At 70.6% G+C, this 15,912-nt stretch carries 15 protein-coding genes; 6 read left to right on the top strand and 9 right to left on the bottom strand.

Annotated elements, in window-relative coordinates:
• Positions 1-2: 2 nt before the first annotated feature.
• From ACIOKD_RS34490 to mce, 4 genes are all read right to left on the bottom strand, one after another.
• Positions 3-1,004, bottom strand: coding sequence for an ABC transporter ATP-binding protein (locus ACIOKD_RS34490; RefSeq protein ID WP_402091822.1), 1,002 nt, complete (start codon positions 1,002-1,004; stop codon positions 3-5).
• A 151-nt stretch (positions 1,005-1,155) separates the two neighbouring features.
• Positions 1,156-2,088, bottom strand: a complete 933-nt coding sequence (locus tag ACIOKD_RS34485) for a cellulose-binding protein (protein ID WP_402091820.1) — start codon at positions 2,086-2,088, stop codon at positions 1,156-1,158.
• Between the two features lie 183 nt (positions 2,089-2,271).
• Positions 2,272-6,120, bottom strand: coding sequence for a polarized growth protein Scy (gene scy / locus ACIOKD_RS34480; protein ID WP_402091819.1), 3,849 nt, complete (start codon positions 6,118-6,120; stop codon positions 2,272-2,274).
• A 231-nt stretch (positions 6,121-6,351) separates the two neighbouring features.
• On the bottom strand, positions 6,352-6,792 hold the full coding sequence (gene mce / locus ACIOKD_RS34475; RefSeq protein ID WP_107021276.1) for a methylmalonyl-CoA epimerase: 441 nt from the start codon (positions 6,790-6,792) through the stop codon (positions 6,352-6,354).
• A 148-nt stretch (positions 6,793-6,940) separates the two neighbouring features.
• On the opposite strand from mce, the gene ACIOKD_RS34470 reads away from it, so the two are divergent.
• Together ACIOKD_RS34470 and meaB are read left to right on the top strand one after the other, a co-directional pair.
• Entirely contained in the window at positions 6,941-8,143 is a 1,203-nt protein-coding gene (locus ACIOKD_RS34470; RefSeq protein WP_402091817.1) for an acetyl-CoA C-acetyltransferase, read from the top strand.
• Between the two features lie 44 nt (positions 8,144-8,187).
• On the top strand, positions 8,188-9,144 hold the full coding sequence (gene meaB, locus ACIOKD_RS34465) for a methylmalonyl Co-A mutase-associated GTPase MeaB (protein ID WP_402091816.1): 957 nt from the start codon (positions 8,188-8,190) through the stop codon (positions 9,142-9,144).
• A gap of 269 nt (positions 9,145-9,413) precedes the next feature.
• On the opposite strand, the gene ACIOKD_RS34460 is transcribed toward meaB, so the two are convergent.
• A complete protein-coding gene (locus ACIOKD_RS34460) occupies positions 9,414-10,088 on the bottom strand; it encodes a PepSY domain-containing protein (protein ID WP_402091814.1) in 675 nt (224 codons plus the stop codon).
• Between the two features lie 173 nt (positions 10,089-10,261).
• Here ACIOKD_RS34460 and ACIOKD_RS34455 point away from each other — a divergent pair, with 173 nt between their 5' ends.
• Positions 10,262-10,930: a response regulator transcription factor gene (locus tag ACIOKD_RS34455; RefSeq protein WP_402091812.1), complete on the top strand. Its 669-nt coding sequence runs from the start codon at positions 10,262-10,264 to the stop codon at positions 10,928-10,930.
• Entirely contained in the window at positions 10,927-12,369 is a 1,443-nt protein-coding gene (locus tag ACIOKD_RS34450) for an ATP-binding protein (RefSeq protein ID WP_402091811.1), read from the top strand. Before ACIOKD_RS34455 ends, ACIOKD_RS34450 begins: the two co-directional genes overlap by 4 nt.
• 28 nt (positions 12,370-12,397) lie before the next feature.
• Here the strand turns inward: ACIOKD_RS34450 and ACIOKD_RS34445 are convergent, their stop codons facing one another.
• The 4 genes from ACIOKD_RS34445 to ACIOKD_RS34430 form a co-directional block, all read right to left on the bottom strand.
• Positions 12,398-12,874: a MarR family winged helix-turn-helix transcriptional regulator gene (locus ACIOKD_RS34445; RefSeq protein ID WP_402091810.1), complete on the bottom strand. Its 477-nt coding sequence runs from the start codon at positions 12,872-12,874 to the stop codon at positions 12,398-12,400.
• A 92-nt stretch (positions 12,875-12,966) separates the two neighbouring features.
• On the bottom strand, positions 12,967-13,764 hold the full coding sequence (locus ACIOKD_RS34440; RefSeq protein WP_402091809.1) for an AIM24 family protein: 798 nt from the start codon (positions 13,762-13,764) through the stop codon (positions 12,967-12,969).
• Positions 13,761-14,411, bottom strand: coding sequence for an AIM24 family protein (locus ACIOKD_RS34435; protein ID WP_189773422.1), 651 nt, complete (start codon positions 14,409-14,411; stop codon positions 13,761-13,763). Before ACIOKD_RS34435 ends, ACIOKD_RS34440 begins: the two co-directional genes overlap by 4 nt.
• Before the next feature lies 1 nt (position 14,412).
• Positions 14,413-15,045, bottom strand: a complete 633-nt coding sequence (locus ACIOKD_RS34430; protein ID WP_402091923.1) for an AIM24 family protein — start codon at positions 15,043-15,045, stop codon at positions 14,413-14,415.
• A 194-nt stretch (positions 15,046-15,239) separates the two neighbouring features.
• Between ACIOKD_RS34430 and ACIOKD_RS34425 the strand changes: the two genes are divergently transcribed.
• On the top strand, positions 15,240-15,584 hold the full coding sequence (locus tag ACIOKD_RS34425; protein ID WP_398287010.1) for a DUF3817 domain-containing protein: 345 nt from the start codon (positions 15,240-15,242) through the stop codon (positions 15,582-15,584).
• Positions 15,581-15,874: an MTH1187 family thiamine-binding protein gene (locus tag ACIOKD_RS34420; RefSeq protein ID WP_314414260.1), complete on the top strand. Its 294-nt coding sequence runs from the start codon at positions 15,581-15,583 to the stop codon at positions 15,872-15,874. Before ACIOKD_RS34425 ends, ACIOKD_RS34420 begins: the two co-directional genes overlap by 4 nt.
• The last annotated feature ends 38 nt before the right edge of the window (positions 15,875-15,912 follow it).

Below are 15,912 nucleotides of genomic sequence, written 5' to 3'. Positions count from 1 at the left end.
ATTCAGCCCTTCTTCCAGTCGTTGCCCCACGGGGGTCCCGGCACCTGCGGTCCCGGCCGCTCGCCGGGAAGGGGAGGCGGCGCGGCGCCGAGAGGGGCGTCGGTGTGCGCGTGGTACTCCACCGACTCCGCCGTGAGCTGCATGAACGCCTCCTCCAGCGAGGCCTGCTGGGGGCTCAGCTCATGCAGCACGATCCGGTGCTGCGCGGCCAGCTCGCCGATGTCCTCGGGCCGGTGCCCGTCCACCTCAAGCGTCCCGACGCCGGTCTCCACGACGACGATCCCGGCCCGGTGCAGCACGTCGAGCAGCAGCTCACGCTGGGGCGACCGGATGCGTACGTACGACCGGGAGTTCTCCCTGATGAAGTCGGCCATGGACGTGTCGGCGAGCAGCCGGCCCTGGCCGATCACGACGAGATGGTCGGCGGTCAGCGCCATCTCGCTCATGAGGTGCGAGGAGACGAAGACGGTACGTCCCTGGGCGGCGAGGGACTTCATCAGATTCCGGATCCAGTGGATGCCCTCGGGGTCGAGTCCGTTGACCGGCTCGTCGAACATCAGGATCCGGGGGTCGCCGAGCAGCGCGCCCGCGATGCCGAGCCGCTGCCCCATGCCGAGCGAGAAGCCCTTGGCCTTCTTCTTCGCCACCCCGGTGAGCCCGACGGTGTCCAGGACCTCGTGCACCCGGCTCCTCGGGATGCCGTTGCTCTGCGCGAGGCACAGGAGGTGGTTGAAGGCGCTGCGACCGCCGTGCATGGCCTTGGCGTCGAGCAGGGCGCCGATGTACGTCAGCGGGTCCTTGAGCCGGTCGTAGTGCTGCCCGTCGATCCGGACGTCACCCGCGGTCGGCCGGTCGAGCCCGAGCATCATCCGCATCGTCGTGGACTTCCCGGCGCCGTTCGGCCCGAGAAACCCGGTGACGATGCCGGGCCGCACGGCGAACGTCAGCTGATTCACAGCCATCTTCTCGCCGTACCGCTTGGTCAGCCCCGCAACCTCGATCATGCGCCCACGCTAGAACGCGACAAAGCCCCCTGCCACTCAAAGGCAGGGGGCTCCGAAGTCGTGCCCCAAAGGGGCGCGGGGAACTGCGCGACCAGCCACGGCCGACCCGCAGATTCCCACAACCCAAACCCGTACGTACCGGGACAAGCGCCTAGCGGGTCTGCTGCGCAGGCACCCCACGAGTGATCGGCTCGTCCTCGGGAGCGCCCGCGGCGGCCACAGCCGCCCCCGTGAGCGTCGCCAACATCTCACGCACGTTCGTGAGCTGAGCGTTGATCGAGTCACGCCGGTTCGTGAGCGCAGCGAGCTCCCGCTCGGACTCCGACCGAATTCGGTCGGCCTTCGCGTTCGCGTCGGCCACGATGTCCTCGGCCTGCCGCTGAGCCGTCTCGACGGTCTGACGAGCACGCCGCTCGGCGTCCGTACGCAGCTTCTCGGCCTCAAGCCGAAGCTGCTCCGCACGGTGCTCGATCTCCGCGAGACGCTTCTCGGCCTTGGCCTGACGCGAGGCCAGGTCACGCTCGGACTGCTCACGGCGCTTGGCGAGGTTCGTCTCGAAGTCGGCGGCGGCCTGCGCGGCCTTCGCGCGGGTCTCCTCGAAGAGGGCGTCCGCCTCCTCGCGCTTCGACTGCGCGTCCTTCGTCGCCTCCTGACGCAGCTGCGAGGCGTCCGTCTTCGCCTTCTCGACGATCCGGACGCCTTCGTCCTCCGCCTTGGACTTGCGGTCCGCGGAGAACGCTTCCGCGTCGTTGCGCACCTGCTGAGCCGACGACTCGGCGAGCTCACGGTGCTGCTCCGCCGCGCGACGGGCCTCCTCGCGCAGGTCCTTGGCCTCCTCCTCGGCGAGGCGGAGGATCTTCTCGACGCGGGCGCCGAGGCCGGCGTACGACGGCTCGGCGTCGCTTACCTGGGCCTGGGCGTTCTGCGTTTCGAGATGGAGTTCCTCGATGCGCTTTTCGAGAGCAGTGATACGGGCCAGAGCGCTGTCACGGTCGGAGACGAGCTTCGAGATGCGTTCGTCCACCTGAGCGCGGTCGTACCCACGCCGCACAAGCTCGAAGCCGTAGGGGGAAGTGTCGCTCATGGGGTTCCTGTCGAATGAGACCGGTGAGGTGATAGGTGGAATCCTAGGGGCCAAAACGGTGTGTCATCGAGCAGTAGCCCGATTGATATGGAGAATGACACCCTTTTTGGTGGCTAACGGCCGGAACGCTTGCCGGAGAGCTTCACCGAAGCCCCCCGGCATGCACGGAAGTTAGCCATCTGGCTAGCCCTCGGACGGCTTGCCACCCGAACGGGTCGAACCGGCCGCCGCGCCCGCCTTGATGGCCCCGTCCTTGCCACTCGACGGCGCCTCAAAGGATTCCAACGCCTCCAGGACGTCCTGGACACGGGAGATCTCGGCATTGATGTCCTGCCGACGGCGGACCAGCACCTCCAGCTCCCGCCTGCCCTCCTCGACCGCGGCCCGCGCCTCGCGCACCGCCTCGGATCTGATCCCCTCGGCCTCGGCGATGAGCGCGGCCTTCTTCTGCTCGGCCTCCTTGAGGAGCCCCTCCGCCTTCCTCACCGCGGCGATACGGACCTTGCTCGCCTCCGAACCGGCCTCCGACACGAGGTCCTTGGCCTTCGCCTCGGCCTCTTTCAGCTGGTCCTCGGCGGCCCTGATCAGCGCGTCGCACCGATCGCCCGCCGCCTTCATCGTCTCGGCGGACTCCCGGCGGGCCCGGTCGTGCAGGTCCTCGATCTCGCCGGTGATCCGGTCGCGCAGCTCCTCGGCACGCTCTCTTATGGCCGTCGCGTCCCTGCGCGCGCCGACCAGCAGCTCGTCGGCGTCCGCCCTGGCCCGCTCCACCCGGGAGTTGCCCTCGACCGTGGCCTCGGACAGCAGCCGCTCCGCCTCGTTGCGCGCGGCGCCCACCATCGTGTCGGCCTGCGCCTCGGCGTCCGCGGTGGTCTTGTGCGCGCTCGCCTGCGACTCCGAGAGGAGCTTGTCGGCCTCGGCGGTCGTCTCCGTGATCAGCTTGTCGACCTGCTCGGCCGCCTCGGAGCGCCGCTTGTTGGCCTCCTTGCGCGCCTTGTCCAGCGTGTCGTCGGCCTCGTCGCGGGCGTTCGACATGAGGCGGTCGGCCTCCTGGGCGGCCTCGGCCTTGAAGCGCTGGGCCTCCGACCGGATCCGCTCGGCGTGCTGCTGCGCGGAGCCGACCGTGTCGGCCGCCTCGGCGCGCAGCCGCTCCGCGTCGCCCGTCGCGTCCGAGATCAGCTTCTCGGCCTTCGCCACGGACTCGGCGCGCACCCGCTCCGCCTCCTGGTTCGTCTCCGCGGTGAGCCGCTCGACCTCGGCGGTCGTCTCGGTGATGAGGGTGTCCGCCTGCGTCGCCGCGTCCGACCGGATGCGGTTGGCGTCCTCCCGGGCCTCGGCCCTCGAACGCGAGGCGTCCTGCTCGGCCGACGCGATGGCGTCCGAAGCCTCCGTACGCACCCGCTGCACATACTCCGAGGCGTCCGAACGCAGCCGCTCGGACTCCGCGATCGCCTCCGCGACCGTGCGCTCCGCGAGGGACCTCGCGGCCTCCGACTCCTCCTGCGCCTCGCGCCGGACCCGGTTGCCGTCCTCGGTCGCCCGCTCCCGCTCCGCGTGAGCGTCGGCGCGGACCCGGTCGGCCTCCTGCTGCGCCTCGCTACGCATGCGCTCCGCCACGTGCTCGGCGGCGCTGCGCAGGCCGGCGATCTCCTCCTGGGCCTGCTCGTGCAGTCCGGCCACGGCGTCGCGCACCTGCTGCGCGGTCTGCTCGGCGGCCGACACCATCTCGGTGGCCCGGCGGTCCGCTTCCTCGACCAGCCGGACGGCCTCGGTCTGCGCCTCCTCCACGCGGTTGCGCGCCGAGGCCAGCAGCTCCTCGCTCTGCTCGCGGGCCCGCTCGCGCTCCTGGTCGGCCTCCTGGCGCGCGGCGCCGAGCAGCTCCTCGGCCTCGCGGCGGCGCCTGGCCGCCTCCTCCTGGGCCGCGGAGAGTGCCTCTGCGGCCTCCGTGGCCAGCCGCTCGGCGGCGGCCTGCGCCTCCGCCCGTACGCGGTCGGCGGTGTCCTGTGCCTCCGACTTCAGCCGCTCGGCCTCCACCGCCGCGTCCGAACGCAGCCGTACGGCGAGGGCCTCGCCCTCGGCACGGGACACGGACGCGTCCGAGGCGGCCTCCGTGCGCAGCCGCTCGGCCTCCGTCTCGGCCTGCGCCTGAAGCGTACGAATCCGCTCGGCGGCCTCGCCGCGCAGCCGGTCGATCTCCTCGGCGGCCTCGCGGCGGATCCGCTCGGACTCCGCGCGCGCGTCGGTCAGCGCCTGCTCGGCGGAGGCGAGGCGCTCCTCGGCCTCCGTGTGCAGCCGCGTCAGTCCCTCGGCCGCCTCGGCCTGCCGGGCCGCTATGGCCCGCTCGGTGTCCTCGTGCAGTTCGGTGGCGGCCCGCTCGGCCTCCGCCTTGATCTCCTCGGACTGCTCGACGGCCTCCGTGCGGTGCCGCTCGGCCTCGGCGCGGGTGCGCTCCAGGGTCTCCTCGGCCTGGCGGCGCAGCGTCGTCGCGCGCTCGATGGCCTCGGTGCGGACCCGCTGGCTCTCCGTCGTGGCGTTCGACCGCAGCTCGTCCGCGTCGGCCTTCGCCTTGGAGAGCAGCTCCTCGGCGGTCCTGGCCGCCTCCTCGATCTGCTGGACGGCCTCGCGCCGGGCCTCGGAGCGGATCCGCTCGCCCTCTTCGTTGGCGTCCGCGCGCAACTGCTCGGCGTCGCCGCGCAGCCGACGCGCCTCCTCCTGCAGCTCGACCGTCTTGGCGCGGTACTCCTTGGTGTCGTCCTTCGCCGTGCCCTTGAGCTGCTCGGCGATGTCGTGCGCCTCGGCGCGCAGCCGGTCCGCCTCGGACTCGGCCTCGGCGCGGATGCGCTCGGCCTCCTCGGAGGCGGCCCTGGTGGTCGCCTTGGCGTCCTCGGACGCCTTGTTCAGGACCTCCTCGGCGGTACGGGCCGCCTTGGCGAGCTGGGACGCGGTCTCCTCGGCCGTGAGACTGCGGGCGTTCTCCTCGGCCTCCGCGGTGATCTTCTCGGCCTTGGTACGGGCGTCCGCGACGACCTGCTCGGCCTCGGCCTTGGTGGACTCGGCCTCCTTGGTGGCCTCGCTGACCAGCCGGGCGACCTGCTCCTTGGCCGTACGCGTGCGCTGTTCGTTCGCCGACTCCGCGCCGGCGAGCGTCTTGGCCGCGGCCTCCTTGGCCTCGGCGAGGACCTTCTCCGCCTCGGCCCGCGCCTCGCGCAGGGCCGCCTCGGCCTCGTTGATGCGCTGCTCGGCGGCGCGGCTCAGCTCACCGGCCTGCCGGCGGGCGTTGTCCGAGTCGGACGCGGTCGAACTGCGCAGCTGCTCGGCGTGCTCGGTGGCTTCCTGGGCCTGCGTCGAGGCCGCGTTCAGCAGCCGCTCGGCGTCGGTGCGGGCCCGGCGCAGCAGCGCCTCGGCCTCCGAGCGCGCCCGCTCGGCGTCGCTCTGCAGCCGCTGGCGGGCCTCTCCCGTGATCCGCTCGGCCTCCGCGCGGGCGGCGGCCAGAGCCTGCTCGGCCTCGCTGCGCGACTCGTCGGCCAGCCGGCGGGCCTGCTGCTCGCTGCGGGCGCGCAGCTGCTCGGCCCACGCCACGTTCTCGTTGACGTGCGACTCGACGCTCTGCCGGCGCTCCGCCAGCTCCTGGTCGAGCTGCTGGCGGCGGGTGACCGCCTCCTGATGCAGCTCCGCCTGGAGACGGGCGGCCTGCTCCGCGTGCTCCTGCAGGATCCGCTGCGTCTGCGCGCGGGCCTGGCTCAGCTCCCGCTCGGCGTCCTGGCGCAGCTGATCGGCCTGAACCTGCGCATTACGGAGCATCTGCTCGGCCTGATAGCCGATGTCGGCGCTGTCGTAGGCAGGCCGGGTCGCCAGACTGCGGCGCGCCTCATGCAGCTTGGCGCGCAGCACCTCGACCTGATAGCCGAGGTCCTCGGCGTGCTGGACGGCCTTCTCCCGCTCGGTCTTCAGCCGTTCCATCTCGGCCTCGAACCGAGAGAGGTGGTCGACGTCAGCCGCCGGCTCTCGCTCCTGGCGTTCGTAGCCCCGCACTGCGCGGTCCCATCCGTCCCCTGGTCGCAAGTCTCTCCAAACGAGCACCGTCCATCCGCCGGACAGGGCCCCCGGGGAATGGTGTCAGATCAACGGCGGAGCACGGGCTGCTCCCCCGACGCTCATCCCCCGAAACCTGGACCCCGGCCCTCGGATCCTGACGATGAGGACCCGGACCGCCCCGAAGAGGCGACGGCCGTGCCCAACCCTACCGGCCCAGATATACGGAGGTCAGTGCTCAGGTGACTCAACTGGCGCCGAAGTGACCAGTTCTGTCAGGACGCCATGGCAATCCTTTGGGTGCAGGAAGGTGATCCTGGAGCCCATCGAACCCCTGCGCGGCTCGTCGTACAGCACTCGTACGCCCTTGTCCCGGATGCCGGCCGCGTCCGCGTCCACGTCCGCCGTGCCGAAGGCGATGTGATGTACGCCCTCACCGTTCTTGGCCAGCCACTTTCCGACCGCGGAGTCCTCGCGGGTGGGTTCCAGGAGCTGCAGGTAGGAGGCGCCGCCGTCGGACGTCTCATTGATCTTGAGCATGGCCTCGCGCACGCCCTGCTCCTCGTTGACCTCGGAGTGGTACACCTCGAAGCCGTACGTGGCCCGGTAGAACTCGACGGTCGCGTCGAGGTCGAAACAGGCGATCCCGATGTGGTCGATTCGCGTCAGCATGCTGTCAGTGCAGCGCTCCGACGCCGGTTACGCAACGTGCGCGCGATCACACGACGGGCCGGATGACGGCTGGCCTACCGCTCAGTACCTTCTTCAGTAAACCCTCGTTCACTCCTCGGCTGTGCAAGCTGGAAGGGGATCGCTCCTCATGTCTGGAACGAACAACACCACCTCCGTCATCGTTGCGGGTGCACGCACCCCGATGGGACGGCTGCTCGGCTCCCTGAAGTCCTTCTCGGGAGCCGACCTCGGTGGATTCGCGATCAAGGCCGCCCTCGACCGTGCGGGCATCGGCGGCGACCAGGTGCAGTACGTGATCATGGGACAGGTGCTCCAGGCCGGGGCAGGGCAGATCCCGGCACGCCAGGCCGCCGTCAAGGCGGGCATCCCGATGAGCGTCCCGGCGCTCACGATCAACAAGGTGTGTCTGTCCGGCCTCGACGCCATCGCGCTCGCCGACCAGCTGATCCGCGCCGGTGAGTTCGACGTGATCGTGGCGGGCGGCCAGGAGTCGATGACGAACGCCCCCCACCTGCTGCCGAAGTCCCGTGAGGGCTACAAGTACGGCGCGATCGAGATGCTCGACGCGATGGCGCACGACGGGCTGACCGACGCCTTCGAGAACATCGCCATGGGCGAGTCGACCGAGAAGCACAACACGCGCCTCGGCATCCTGCGGCCCGAGCAGGACGAGATCGCCGCCCTGTCCCACCAGCGGGCCGCCGCCGCGCGGAAGAACGGCACCTTCGAGGCGGAGATCACGCCGGTGGAGATCCCGCAGCGCAAGGGCGAGCCCGTCGTCTTCAGCCAGGACGAGGGCATCCGCGGCGAGACGACCTCCGAGTCGCTCGGCAGACTGCGCCCCGCCTTCACCAAGGAGGGCACGATCACGGCGGGCTCGGCCTCGCAGATCTCCGACGGCGCGGCCGCCGTGGTCGTCATGAGCAAGGCCAGGGCCGAGGCGCTCGGCCTCGACTGGATCGCCGAGATCGGCGCCCACGGAAACGTCGCGGGACCCGACAACTCTTTGCAGTCGCAGCCGTCGAACGCCATCCAGCACGCTCTGAAGAAGGAGGGCATCGGCGTCGAGGATCTTGACCTGATCGAGATCAACGAGGCCTTCGCGGCCGTCGCGGTCCAGTCGATGAAGGATCTCGGCGTGTCCACGGAAAAGGTGAACGTCAACGGGGGCGCCATCGCGCTCGGCCACCCGATCGGCATGTCCGGCGCCCGGCTCGTCCTGCACCTCGCACTCGAACTGAAGCGGCGCGGCGGCGGCGTGGGCGCGGCGGCGCTGTGCGGTGGCGGCGGCCAGGGTGACGCACTGATCGTGCGGGTACCCAAGAGCTGACGCGCGTACGAGACCGGCTGGCTGATCTGGTGAACGGAGCTGTGATGCAGGACGTCCCCTCGCTGGTGGCCGCGGCCAGGGAAGGCCGGCCGCGGGCCGTGGCCCGGCTGATCTCCCTGGTGGAGGGGGCGTCCCCGCAACTGCGCGAGGTCATGGCCGCGCTGGCCCCGCTCGCGGGCAACGCGTACGTCGTAGGCCTCACCGGATCACCCGGCGTCGGCAAGTCGACCTCCACATCGGCGCTCGTGTCCGCCTACCGGCGGCAGGGCAAGCGGGTCGGCGTCCTCGCCGTCGACCCGTCGTCGCCGTTCTCCGGCGGGGCGCTGCTCGGCGACCGCGTCCGCATGTCCGACCACGCCTCGGACCCCGGCGTCTACATCCGCTCGATGGCCACCCGCGGCCACCTCGGCGGACTGGCGTGGGCCGCGCCCCAGGCCGTCCGGGTACTCGACGCGGCCGGCTGCGACATCGTCCTCGTCGAGACGGTGGGCGTCGGCCAGTCCGAGGTGGAGATCGCCTCGCAGGCGGACACGTCCGTGGTGCTCCTCGCCCCCGGCATGGGCGACGGCATCCAGGCGGCCAAGGCCGGAATCCTGGAGATCGGCGACGTGTACGTGGTCAACAAGGCCGACCGGGACGGGGCCGACGCGACGGCCCGTGAGCTGAACCACATGCTGGGGCTCGGTGAGTCCCGTGGCCCGGGGGACTGGCGGCCGCCCATCGTCAAGACGGTGGCCGCGCGCGGGGAGGGCATCGACGAGGTCGTCGAGGCGCTGGAGAAGCACCGGGCGTGGATGGAGGAGCGGGGGGAGCTCGCCGCGAGGCGGCTCGCCCGCGCGTCCCGCGAGGTCGAGACGATCGCCGTCACCGCGCTGCGGGCGCGGATCGGTGATCTGCACGGGGACCGGCGCCTGAGCGCGCTCGCCGACCGGATCGTGTCGGGCGACCTGGACCCGTACCGGGCGGCGGACTCCCTGGTGGAAGCCCTGGCAGAGGGCTGAGCCCATACGGGTCTCGCCCCCGCCGCCCCTACCCGTTCCTGAGGCTGCGCCCCAGACCCCCTGTCGCGCTTCGCGCTCGTCCTCAAACGCCGGACGGGCTGAAAACATTCGCTCGTCCGGCGACATGACAGCCCGTCCGGCGTTTGAGGACACGGGGGGTTCGGGGGCAGCGCCCCCGAGTCAGTGACGGGGACGGGCATGGGCGGCGGGGGCGATGAAACGCCGGTGAGGGCACCCGCTGCCGGGTGCCCTCACCTGTGGTGGAGACGTCAGTCGTTCGAGCGGTCCGCCGTGATCTTGCCGGAGTCGGGGTCGACCCTCCAGTCGCTGCCGGTGCCGTTCGCGGCGGTGGTGTCGACCTCCCAGGCCTTGTCCGTGCTCTCCTCGTCGAGGTCGACCGAGGTCACCGTGCCCTTGGCGGCGCCGGCCTTCGCGGCCTCGGCGGCGGTGACGGAGCTGCCCTTCAGCGCGGCACGGATCTGCGCGGTCTCGGCGGCGTCGTCACCGTCGTCGTCCCGGTCGACGTGGGAGCCGACGACCTTGCCGGTGGCGGGGTCGACCTGGACGCTGTGCCAGGTGCCGCCGTTGGTGAGGATGTCCACGTCCCACACGTGCTTCGTGCCCTCGTCGTCCAGGTCGGCCGAGACCGCCGTACCGTCCGTGTTCTTCAGCGCCGCCTTGATCGCGTCGGCGGCGTTGACCTGCGCGACCTTGGCGTCGGCGGCGTTCTCGGCCTTGTCCTCGGCCGCGTCCGCCTTGTCGTCCGCGTCGTTGTCGTCCGTGTCGTTCACGTCGTCGTCACGGCCGTTGTCGTCGTTCGACACCTGCACGCTGGACTTGTTCGCCGGCGCCTCCTCGTCACCCGAGACCGCGAGGGCGGTCGCGGTGCCGCCGCCGATCAGGGCTGCGGCCGCGATGGTGGCGATGACGATGTTGCGCTTCATGGGATTCCTCCAGAGTGCGACTGGTCGCAACCAGTAACGAATGGTGTCGCCGGTTGCAGCCGGCTCGTGTGCCTCGTCTGCTGTTCGACAGGAACCAATGTGGCCGATCGACGCTGAAGCCGACCTGAAGCCTCCTGAAGGTGTCTTCAGGTTCGGTTTGCCAAGCTGGACGCATGCGCCTGTTGATCGTGGAGGACGAAAAGCGGCTCGCCCTGTCGCTCGCCAAGGGCCTGACGGCCGAGGGATACGCCGTGGACGTGGTCCACGACGGCCTGGAGGGGCTGCACATGGTCGGCGAGGGCTCGTACGACCTCGTCATCCTCGACATCATGCTGCCCGGGATGAACGGCTACCGCGTGTGCGGCGCCCTGCGCGCCGCGGGACACGACGTGCCGATCCTGATGCTCACCGCCAAGGACGGCGAGTACGACGAGGCCGAGGGCCTCGACACGGGCGCCGACGACTATCTGACCAAACCGTTCTCGTACGTCGTCCTCGTCGCCCGGGTGAAGGCGCTGCTGCGGCGGCGCGGGCCGTCGGGCGGAGCCTCGCCCGTACTGGAGGTCGGGAACCTGAAGGTCGACACCGCAGCCCGGCGTGTGTTCCTCGCGGACGACGAGATCACCCTGACCACCAAGGAGTTCTCCGTGCTGGAGCAGCTCGTCGTGCGGGCCGGGGACGTCGTGTCGAAGGCCGACATCCTGGAGCACGTCTGGGACTTCGCGTACGAGGGCGACCCGAACATCGTCGAGGTCTACATCAGCACCCTGCGCCGCAAACTCGGCCCCACGCTCATCAAGACCGTACGCGGGGCCGGATACAGACTGGAGGCAAGGGCATGAGACGGCGAATGAGGTCGGTACGGGCCCGCGCCACGCTCGCCGCGACCCTCGTCGTCGCCGTGGCACTGGTCGCCGCGGGCGCCGCCGTGCTGCTCGCGCTGCGGTCCAGCCTCGTCGACCAGGCGGACACCCAGGCCGACTCCGTGGCCCGCAACGCCGCCTCGGCGCTGTCGAACGGGTTCGCGTACAACGATCTCGACCTGCCGGACGGCGACGAGAACCCCGTTGAGGTCCTGGACCGGAAGGGGAAGGCCGTCGCCGTCGGCGAGGACGTCGAGAGCATGAGCGTGAGTGCCAGCGACTCGGCCCGGCTGAACTCCATCGCCAACGACGACGCCGGTGACAAGGACGAGGGGGTGGCGGACGAGGAGGACCCCCTCGGCGCCGGCGACATCGCCGACGAGACCTGGTACGGCGAGGGCAGTGCGACCGTCGAGGGGGAGACGGACGACTACCGGTTCGCCGGGGTCGACGTGGTCACGAAGGGGGGTGTCCCGCTCACCGTCTACGCGGGCGCTCCGCTCTCCGGTGAACAGGACGCCGTCGGCACAGCGCTCACGACCATGCTGATCGGCCTGCCCCTGCTGCTGGTGACGGTCAGCGGGGTGACGTACGCCGTCACCAGGCGGGCCCTGCGCCCCGTGGAGGGGATCCGTGCCGAGATGGCCGCCATCACGGCCTCCGAGGACCTCTCGCGGCGCGTCCCCGAGCCCGCCACCCACGACGAGATCGCCCGCCTCGCCCGTACGACGAACGAGACACTCGCCGCCCTGGAGGCCTCGGTGGAGCGGCAGCGGGCGTTCGTCGCCGACGCCTCGCACGAACTGCGCAGCCCCATCGCCTCGCTGCGCACCCAGCTGGAAGTGGGCGCCGCGCACCCGGACTTGCTCGATGTGGCCGGGGCCGTCGAGGACACCGTACGGCTGCAGAAGCTGGCCGCCGATCTTCTGCTGCTCGCCCGCCTGGACGCGGGGGAACGGCCGGCGGACACACGCTTCGACCTGGCCGCGTTCGTCCGTGCGGAGGCCGGACAGCGGGTCGGGGACCGGGTCGAGGTGTCGGTGGATGCGGACGCCGCGGAAGTGAGCGGATCCCGCGGTCAGCTGACGCGGGTGCTCGGCAATCTGCTGGACAACGCGCAGCGGCACACGCGGTCGTCGGTCGCCGTGACCGTCCGGCGGGCGGGGGAGTGGGCGGTCCTCGGGGTCGCCGACGACGGCACGGGAGTTCCCGCCGCCGAGCACGAGCGGGTCTTCGAGCGCTTCGTACGGCTTGACGAGGCCCGCACCCGGGACGACGGCGGAGCGGGTCTCGGCCTCTCCATCGCCCGTGACGTCGCCGTGCGGCACGGCGGATCACTCACGGTCCGGGACGCGCCGACAGGCGGAGCCCTGTTCGAACTCCGCCTGCCCCTGGCCCGGTCGACCCAGCCGGTCTAGCCGGCCGTCCGGTCGGTCCTGTCGAACGTCACGGACGACCACGCTGGCCCCGGAGGTGGTCCGCGATCGGGGTCAGGGACTTGTGGAGTTCCTCCAGGGCCTCCGGCGAGAGGAGGTCGATGAAGTGCCGCCGTACGGACCCCACGTGATGCGGCGCGACCTTCTGCATCGTCTCCATGCCGTGGTCCGTGAGCACCGCGTACAGCCCGCGGCGGTCGGACTCGCAGTTCTCGCGCCGGACCAGGTCCGCGTTCTCCATGCGGGTGATCTGGTGCGAGAGGCGGCTCTTGGACTGGAGGGTGGCGGACGCGAGGTCGCTCATCCGCATGCGTACGCCCTCCGACTCGGAGAGGTTCACCAGGATCTCGTAGTCGTTTATCGTCAGCCCGAACGGCTGGAGGTCCTTTTCGAGCTGGTACGTCAACAGCCTGTTGACCTCCAGGTGGGTGCGCCAGGCGCACTGCTCCGCATCGGTCAGCCAGCGGGTGGCCGTCTCGGTCTCCATGAAATAAGTCTACCTAAAAGGTTGAAAGGCGAACTAGTGAGGGTGGTGTGACGACGTGCACACGTTCGACGTCACACTCTGCAGACTACCGCTCACAGCCCGAAGCGACGCTGGAGGTCCCCCAGCTGTCCGGGAAGACGCGGTGCGCCGCCCGGCTGTCCCTGGTGGCCCGGCACCCCGCCGCCGCCGGGTACTCCCGGCTCGTTCGGCACCGCCCCCGTCGCCTGCTCCGCCATCAGTGCCTCGCTGGACTGCAGCAGCACCGTGCCGGCCCCCATGAACTCGAACTGGTGCTCCTCGCCGGAGGCCCCGCCGATCCCCGTCATCGCACGTAGACCGCCCATCAGGCCCGTCATGTACCCGTGGTCGTAGTGGTGGCAGGGGGACGGGCAGTCGGCCCAGCCGACCAGGGCCTGCGGGTCGACCCGGATGGGGGGTTCCATGAACACCACGGGGCCGTTCGAGGCGGCGACGAACTTGCCCGTTCCGATGAGTGTCAGGAAGCCCGGCACGATGGACTGCTTGAGCGCGAGGCTTGGCTGAAAAGCGAGGAGGTTGCCCGAGCGAATGGTCAGGTTGCCCTCCTCCAGATCGAAGGAATTCACATCGAAGGCCCGGTCGGCGAGCAGCATCTTGCCCGAGCCGGACGCCACCACCCAGTCGCTCGCGTGCAGCGGCGAATGGAACGACGTTCGCACGAGACGGTCCAGGCGGCCGTGCCCGATGCCGTTGAACTCCATCGAGCCGTAGTAGGCGATCATCTTGCCCTTCTGCAGGAACCACTCGCTCCCTTTGAGCTCCACGCAGAAGGTGTACGCGTTCACGTTGTCGTCGACCGGCAGGGTCGCCGGGTCGTGGATCACGGGGCCCGTGCCCGGGTGGGTGGTCACAGCTTCTCCTCCGACGCCTGCACGTACACCGCGCCACTGCCGCTCAGCTCCAGCTGGAAGGCCTCGCCCGAACCGCGGCCGACCAGATCGCGCAGACCGAGCGCGCTGGACAGCTTGTTGCGGACGTCCCCGTGGTGGGCGACGTACGCCTGCGGGTCGACGTGCACCGGGCGCTGCGGGGTGATCGGGACCTCGATGACCCCGCCGTGCGCCATGACGGCGACGGAGCCGTGCCCTTTGAGGGTCGTGGTGAACAGGCCCTGCCCCGTCACCTGGCCGCGCACCATGCCCATCACCCCGCCCTGCGAGCCCATGAACATCGTGCCCTGCGTCAGGGTGCCGTCGAAGGCCAGGAGCCGGTCCGCCTCCACGTACAGGGTGTCGCCCGTGAGGCCGATCACCTGGATGTGGTGGCCGCCGTGCCCGAACAGGACCGTGCCGGAGCCCTCCACGGTCATCAGGGGCGCCGCCTCGCCGGCGGCCCGGCGGCCGATCATCGACATGACCCCGCCCTGGCCGCTCTGCAGGTTGGGGGTGAAGGAGACCTCGCCCTTGTAGGCGAGCATCGCGCCGCGCTGGCTGAACAGCTTCTGGCCCGGCGCGACGGTGGCCTCGATCATCTTCGAGTTGATCTCACGGAAGGGCATGTCACACGTCTCCCGCGATCGAGTTGCGCTCACTGGGCTGCACGTAGACGACTCCGTCGCCCTCGAAGCGGATCTGGAAGGCCTCGCCGCCGCCCTCGCCCAGATACGTGCGGAACGTCACGCCGGACTGGAAGGACTGCCGCAGGTTGCCCTGATGGGCGATGTACGCGCCCGGGTCGACGGTGAGCGGGTACTGCGAGCTGACCCGCAGCACCACCGCCGGGCCGTCCGACATGATCGCCGCCTGGCCGTGGCCCTCGACGGTCGTCGTGAAGAGCCCGTTGCCCTGCGAGGCGCCCCTGAGCCCCGTGAAGGACGTGCCCGTACGCAGCCCCGCGTCGGTCGCGAGCAGGTTGCTCGACTCGACGAAGAGCTTGTCGCCCTGGAGGTTCACCAGATTGATCTCACTGGCCCGGTCGGCGAACCAGCACGTGCCCTGGCCCTTCACCTCCATGAGGGTCATCTGCTCGCCGGTGATCCGGCGCGTCACCATGCCGCGGATGCCTTCGCCGCCGCCGCTGAGTTTCTTGAAGGCCATCTGACCGTCGTACGCGACCATGGAGCCGTTCTTCGCCTTCACGGCGTCGCCGGTCATGTCGACGGCCAGCACCTTGCTGCCTTGTAGTCGGAACATCGCCACGAGGTGAAGGTATCGGGCGGGAAGTATTCGCCGACAGGTCCCACGGGTGGAGAACGACCCGGAGCGTTCCCCTAGGGGTCTTGCCCCGGGATCGCCCCAGGACCCCTGAGGCGGCCCGCCGGCACTCCAATGCCACAATGGGCGGACGTTTGTGCGCCCATTCACAAAGCTCCCACCGAAGGTGACCCGTGGACATCAAGACCGCCTCCGCCCTCCGCCGCCTCCGTCTGGTCTCCGCCCCGGAGGCCGTCTCGTTCCTGCTGCTGCTCGTCTGTTCGGTGCTGAAGCGGACCACGGACTTCAACGCGGTGCCGGTGATGGGCATGGTCCACGGAGTCCTCTTCGTCCTGTACGTGATCTTCTGGGCCGATGCCTGGAACCGGGCGAAGTGGGGTCCGAAGACCGCGGCCCTCTACTTCGTCCTGTCCGTGCTGCCGACGGGTGGCTTCTTCGCCGAGCGCAAGCTCAAGGGTGAGGCCGAGGCCGCGGTCATCGCGTCCCGCGCGCGCAACGAGGGGATCGTGGGCGCATGATCGTCGCCTTTTCCGTGACGCCGCTGGGGGTCGGGGAGGACGTGGGGGAGTACGTGGCGGACGCGGTGCGGGTCGTTCGTGAGTCGGGGCTGCCGAACCGGACGGACGCGATGTTCACGTCGCTTGAGGGTGAGTGGGACGAGGTGATGGATGTGGTCCGGCGGGCGGTGGCGGCGGTCGAGGCGCGGGCGCCTCGGGTGTCGCTCGTCCTGAAGGCGGACATCCGGCCGGGCGTGACGGACGGACTCACGTCCAAGGTGTCGACGGTGGAGCGCCACTTGTCCGCATGACCCGGCCGGCTGCGCCCCTCGTCGGGCACGTCCCGCGG

It is taken from the genome of Streptomyces sp. NPDC087844, assembly GCF_044742785.1.
GTDB lineage: Bacteria > Actinomycetota > Actinomycetes > Streptomycetales > Streptomycetaceae > Streptomyces.
Note: the sequence above shows the minus strand (reverse complement) of the source record. Positions and strands in the feature narration are given on the sequence as shown.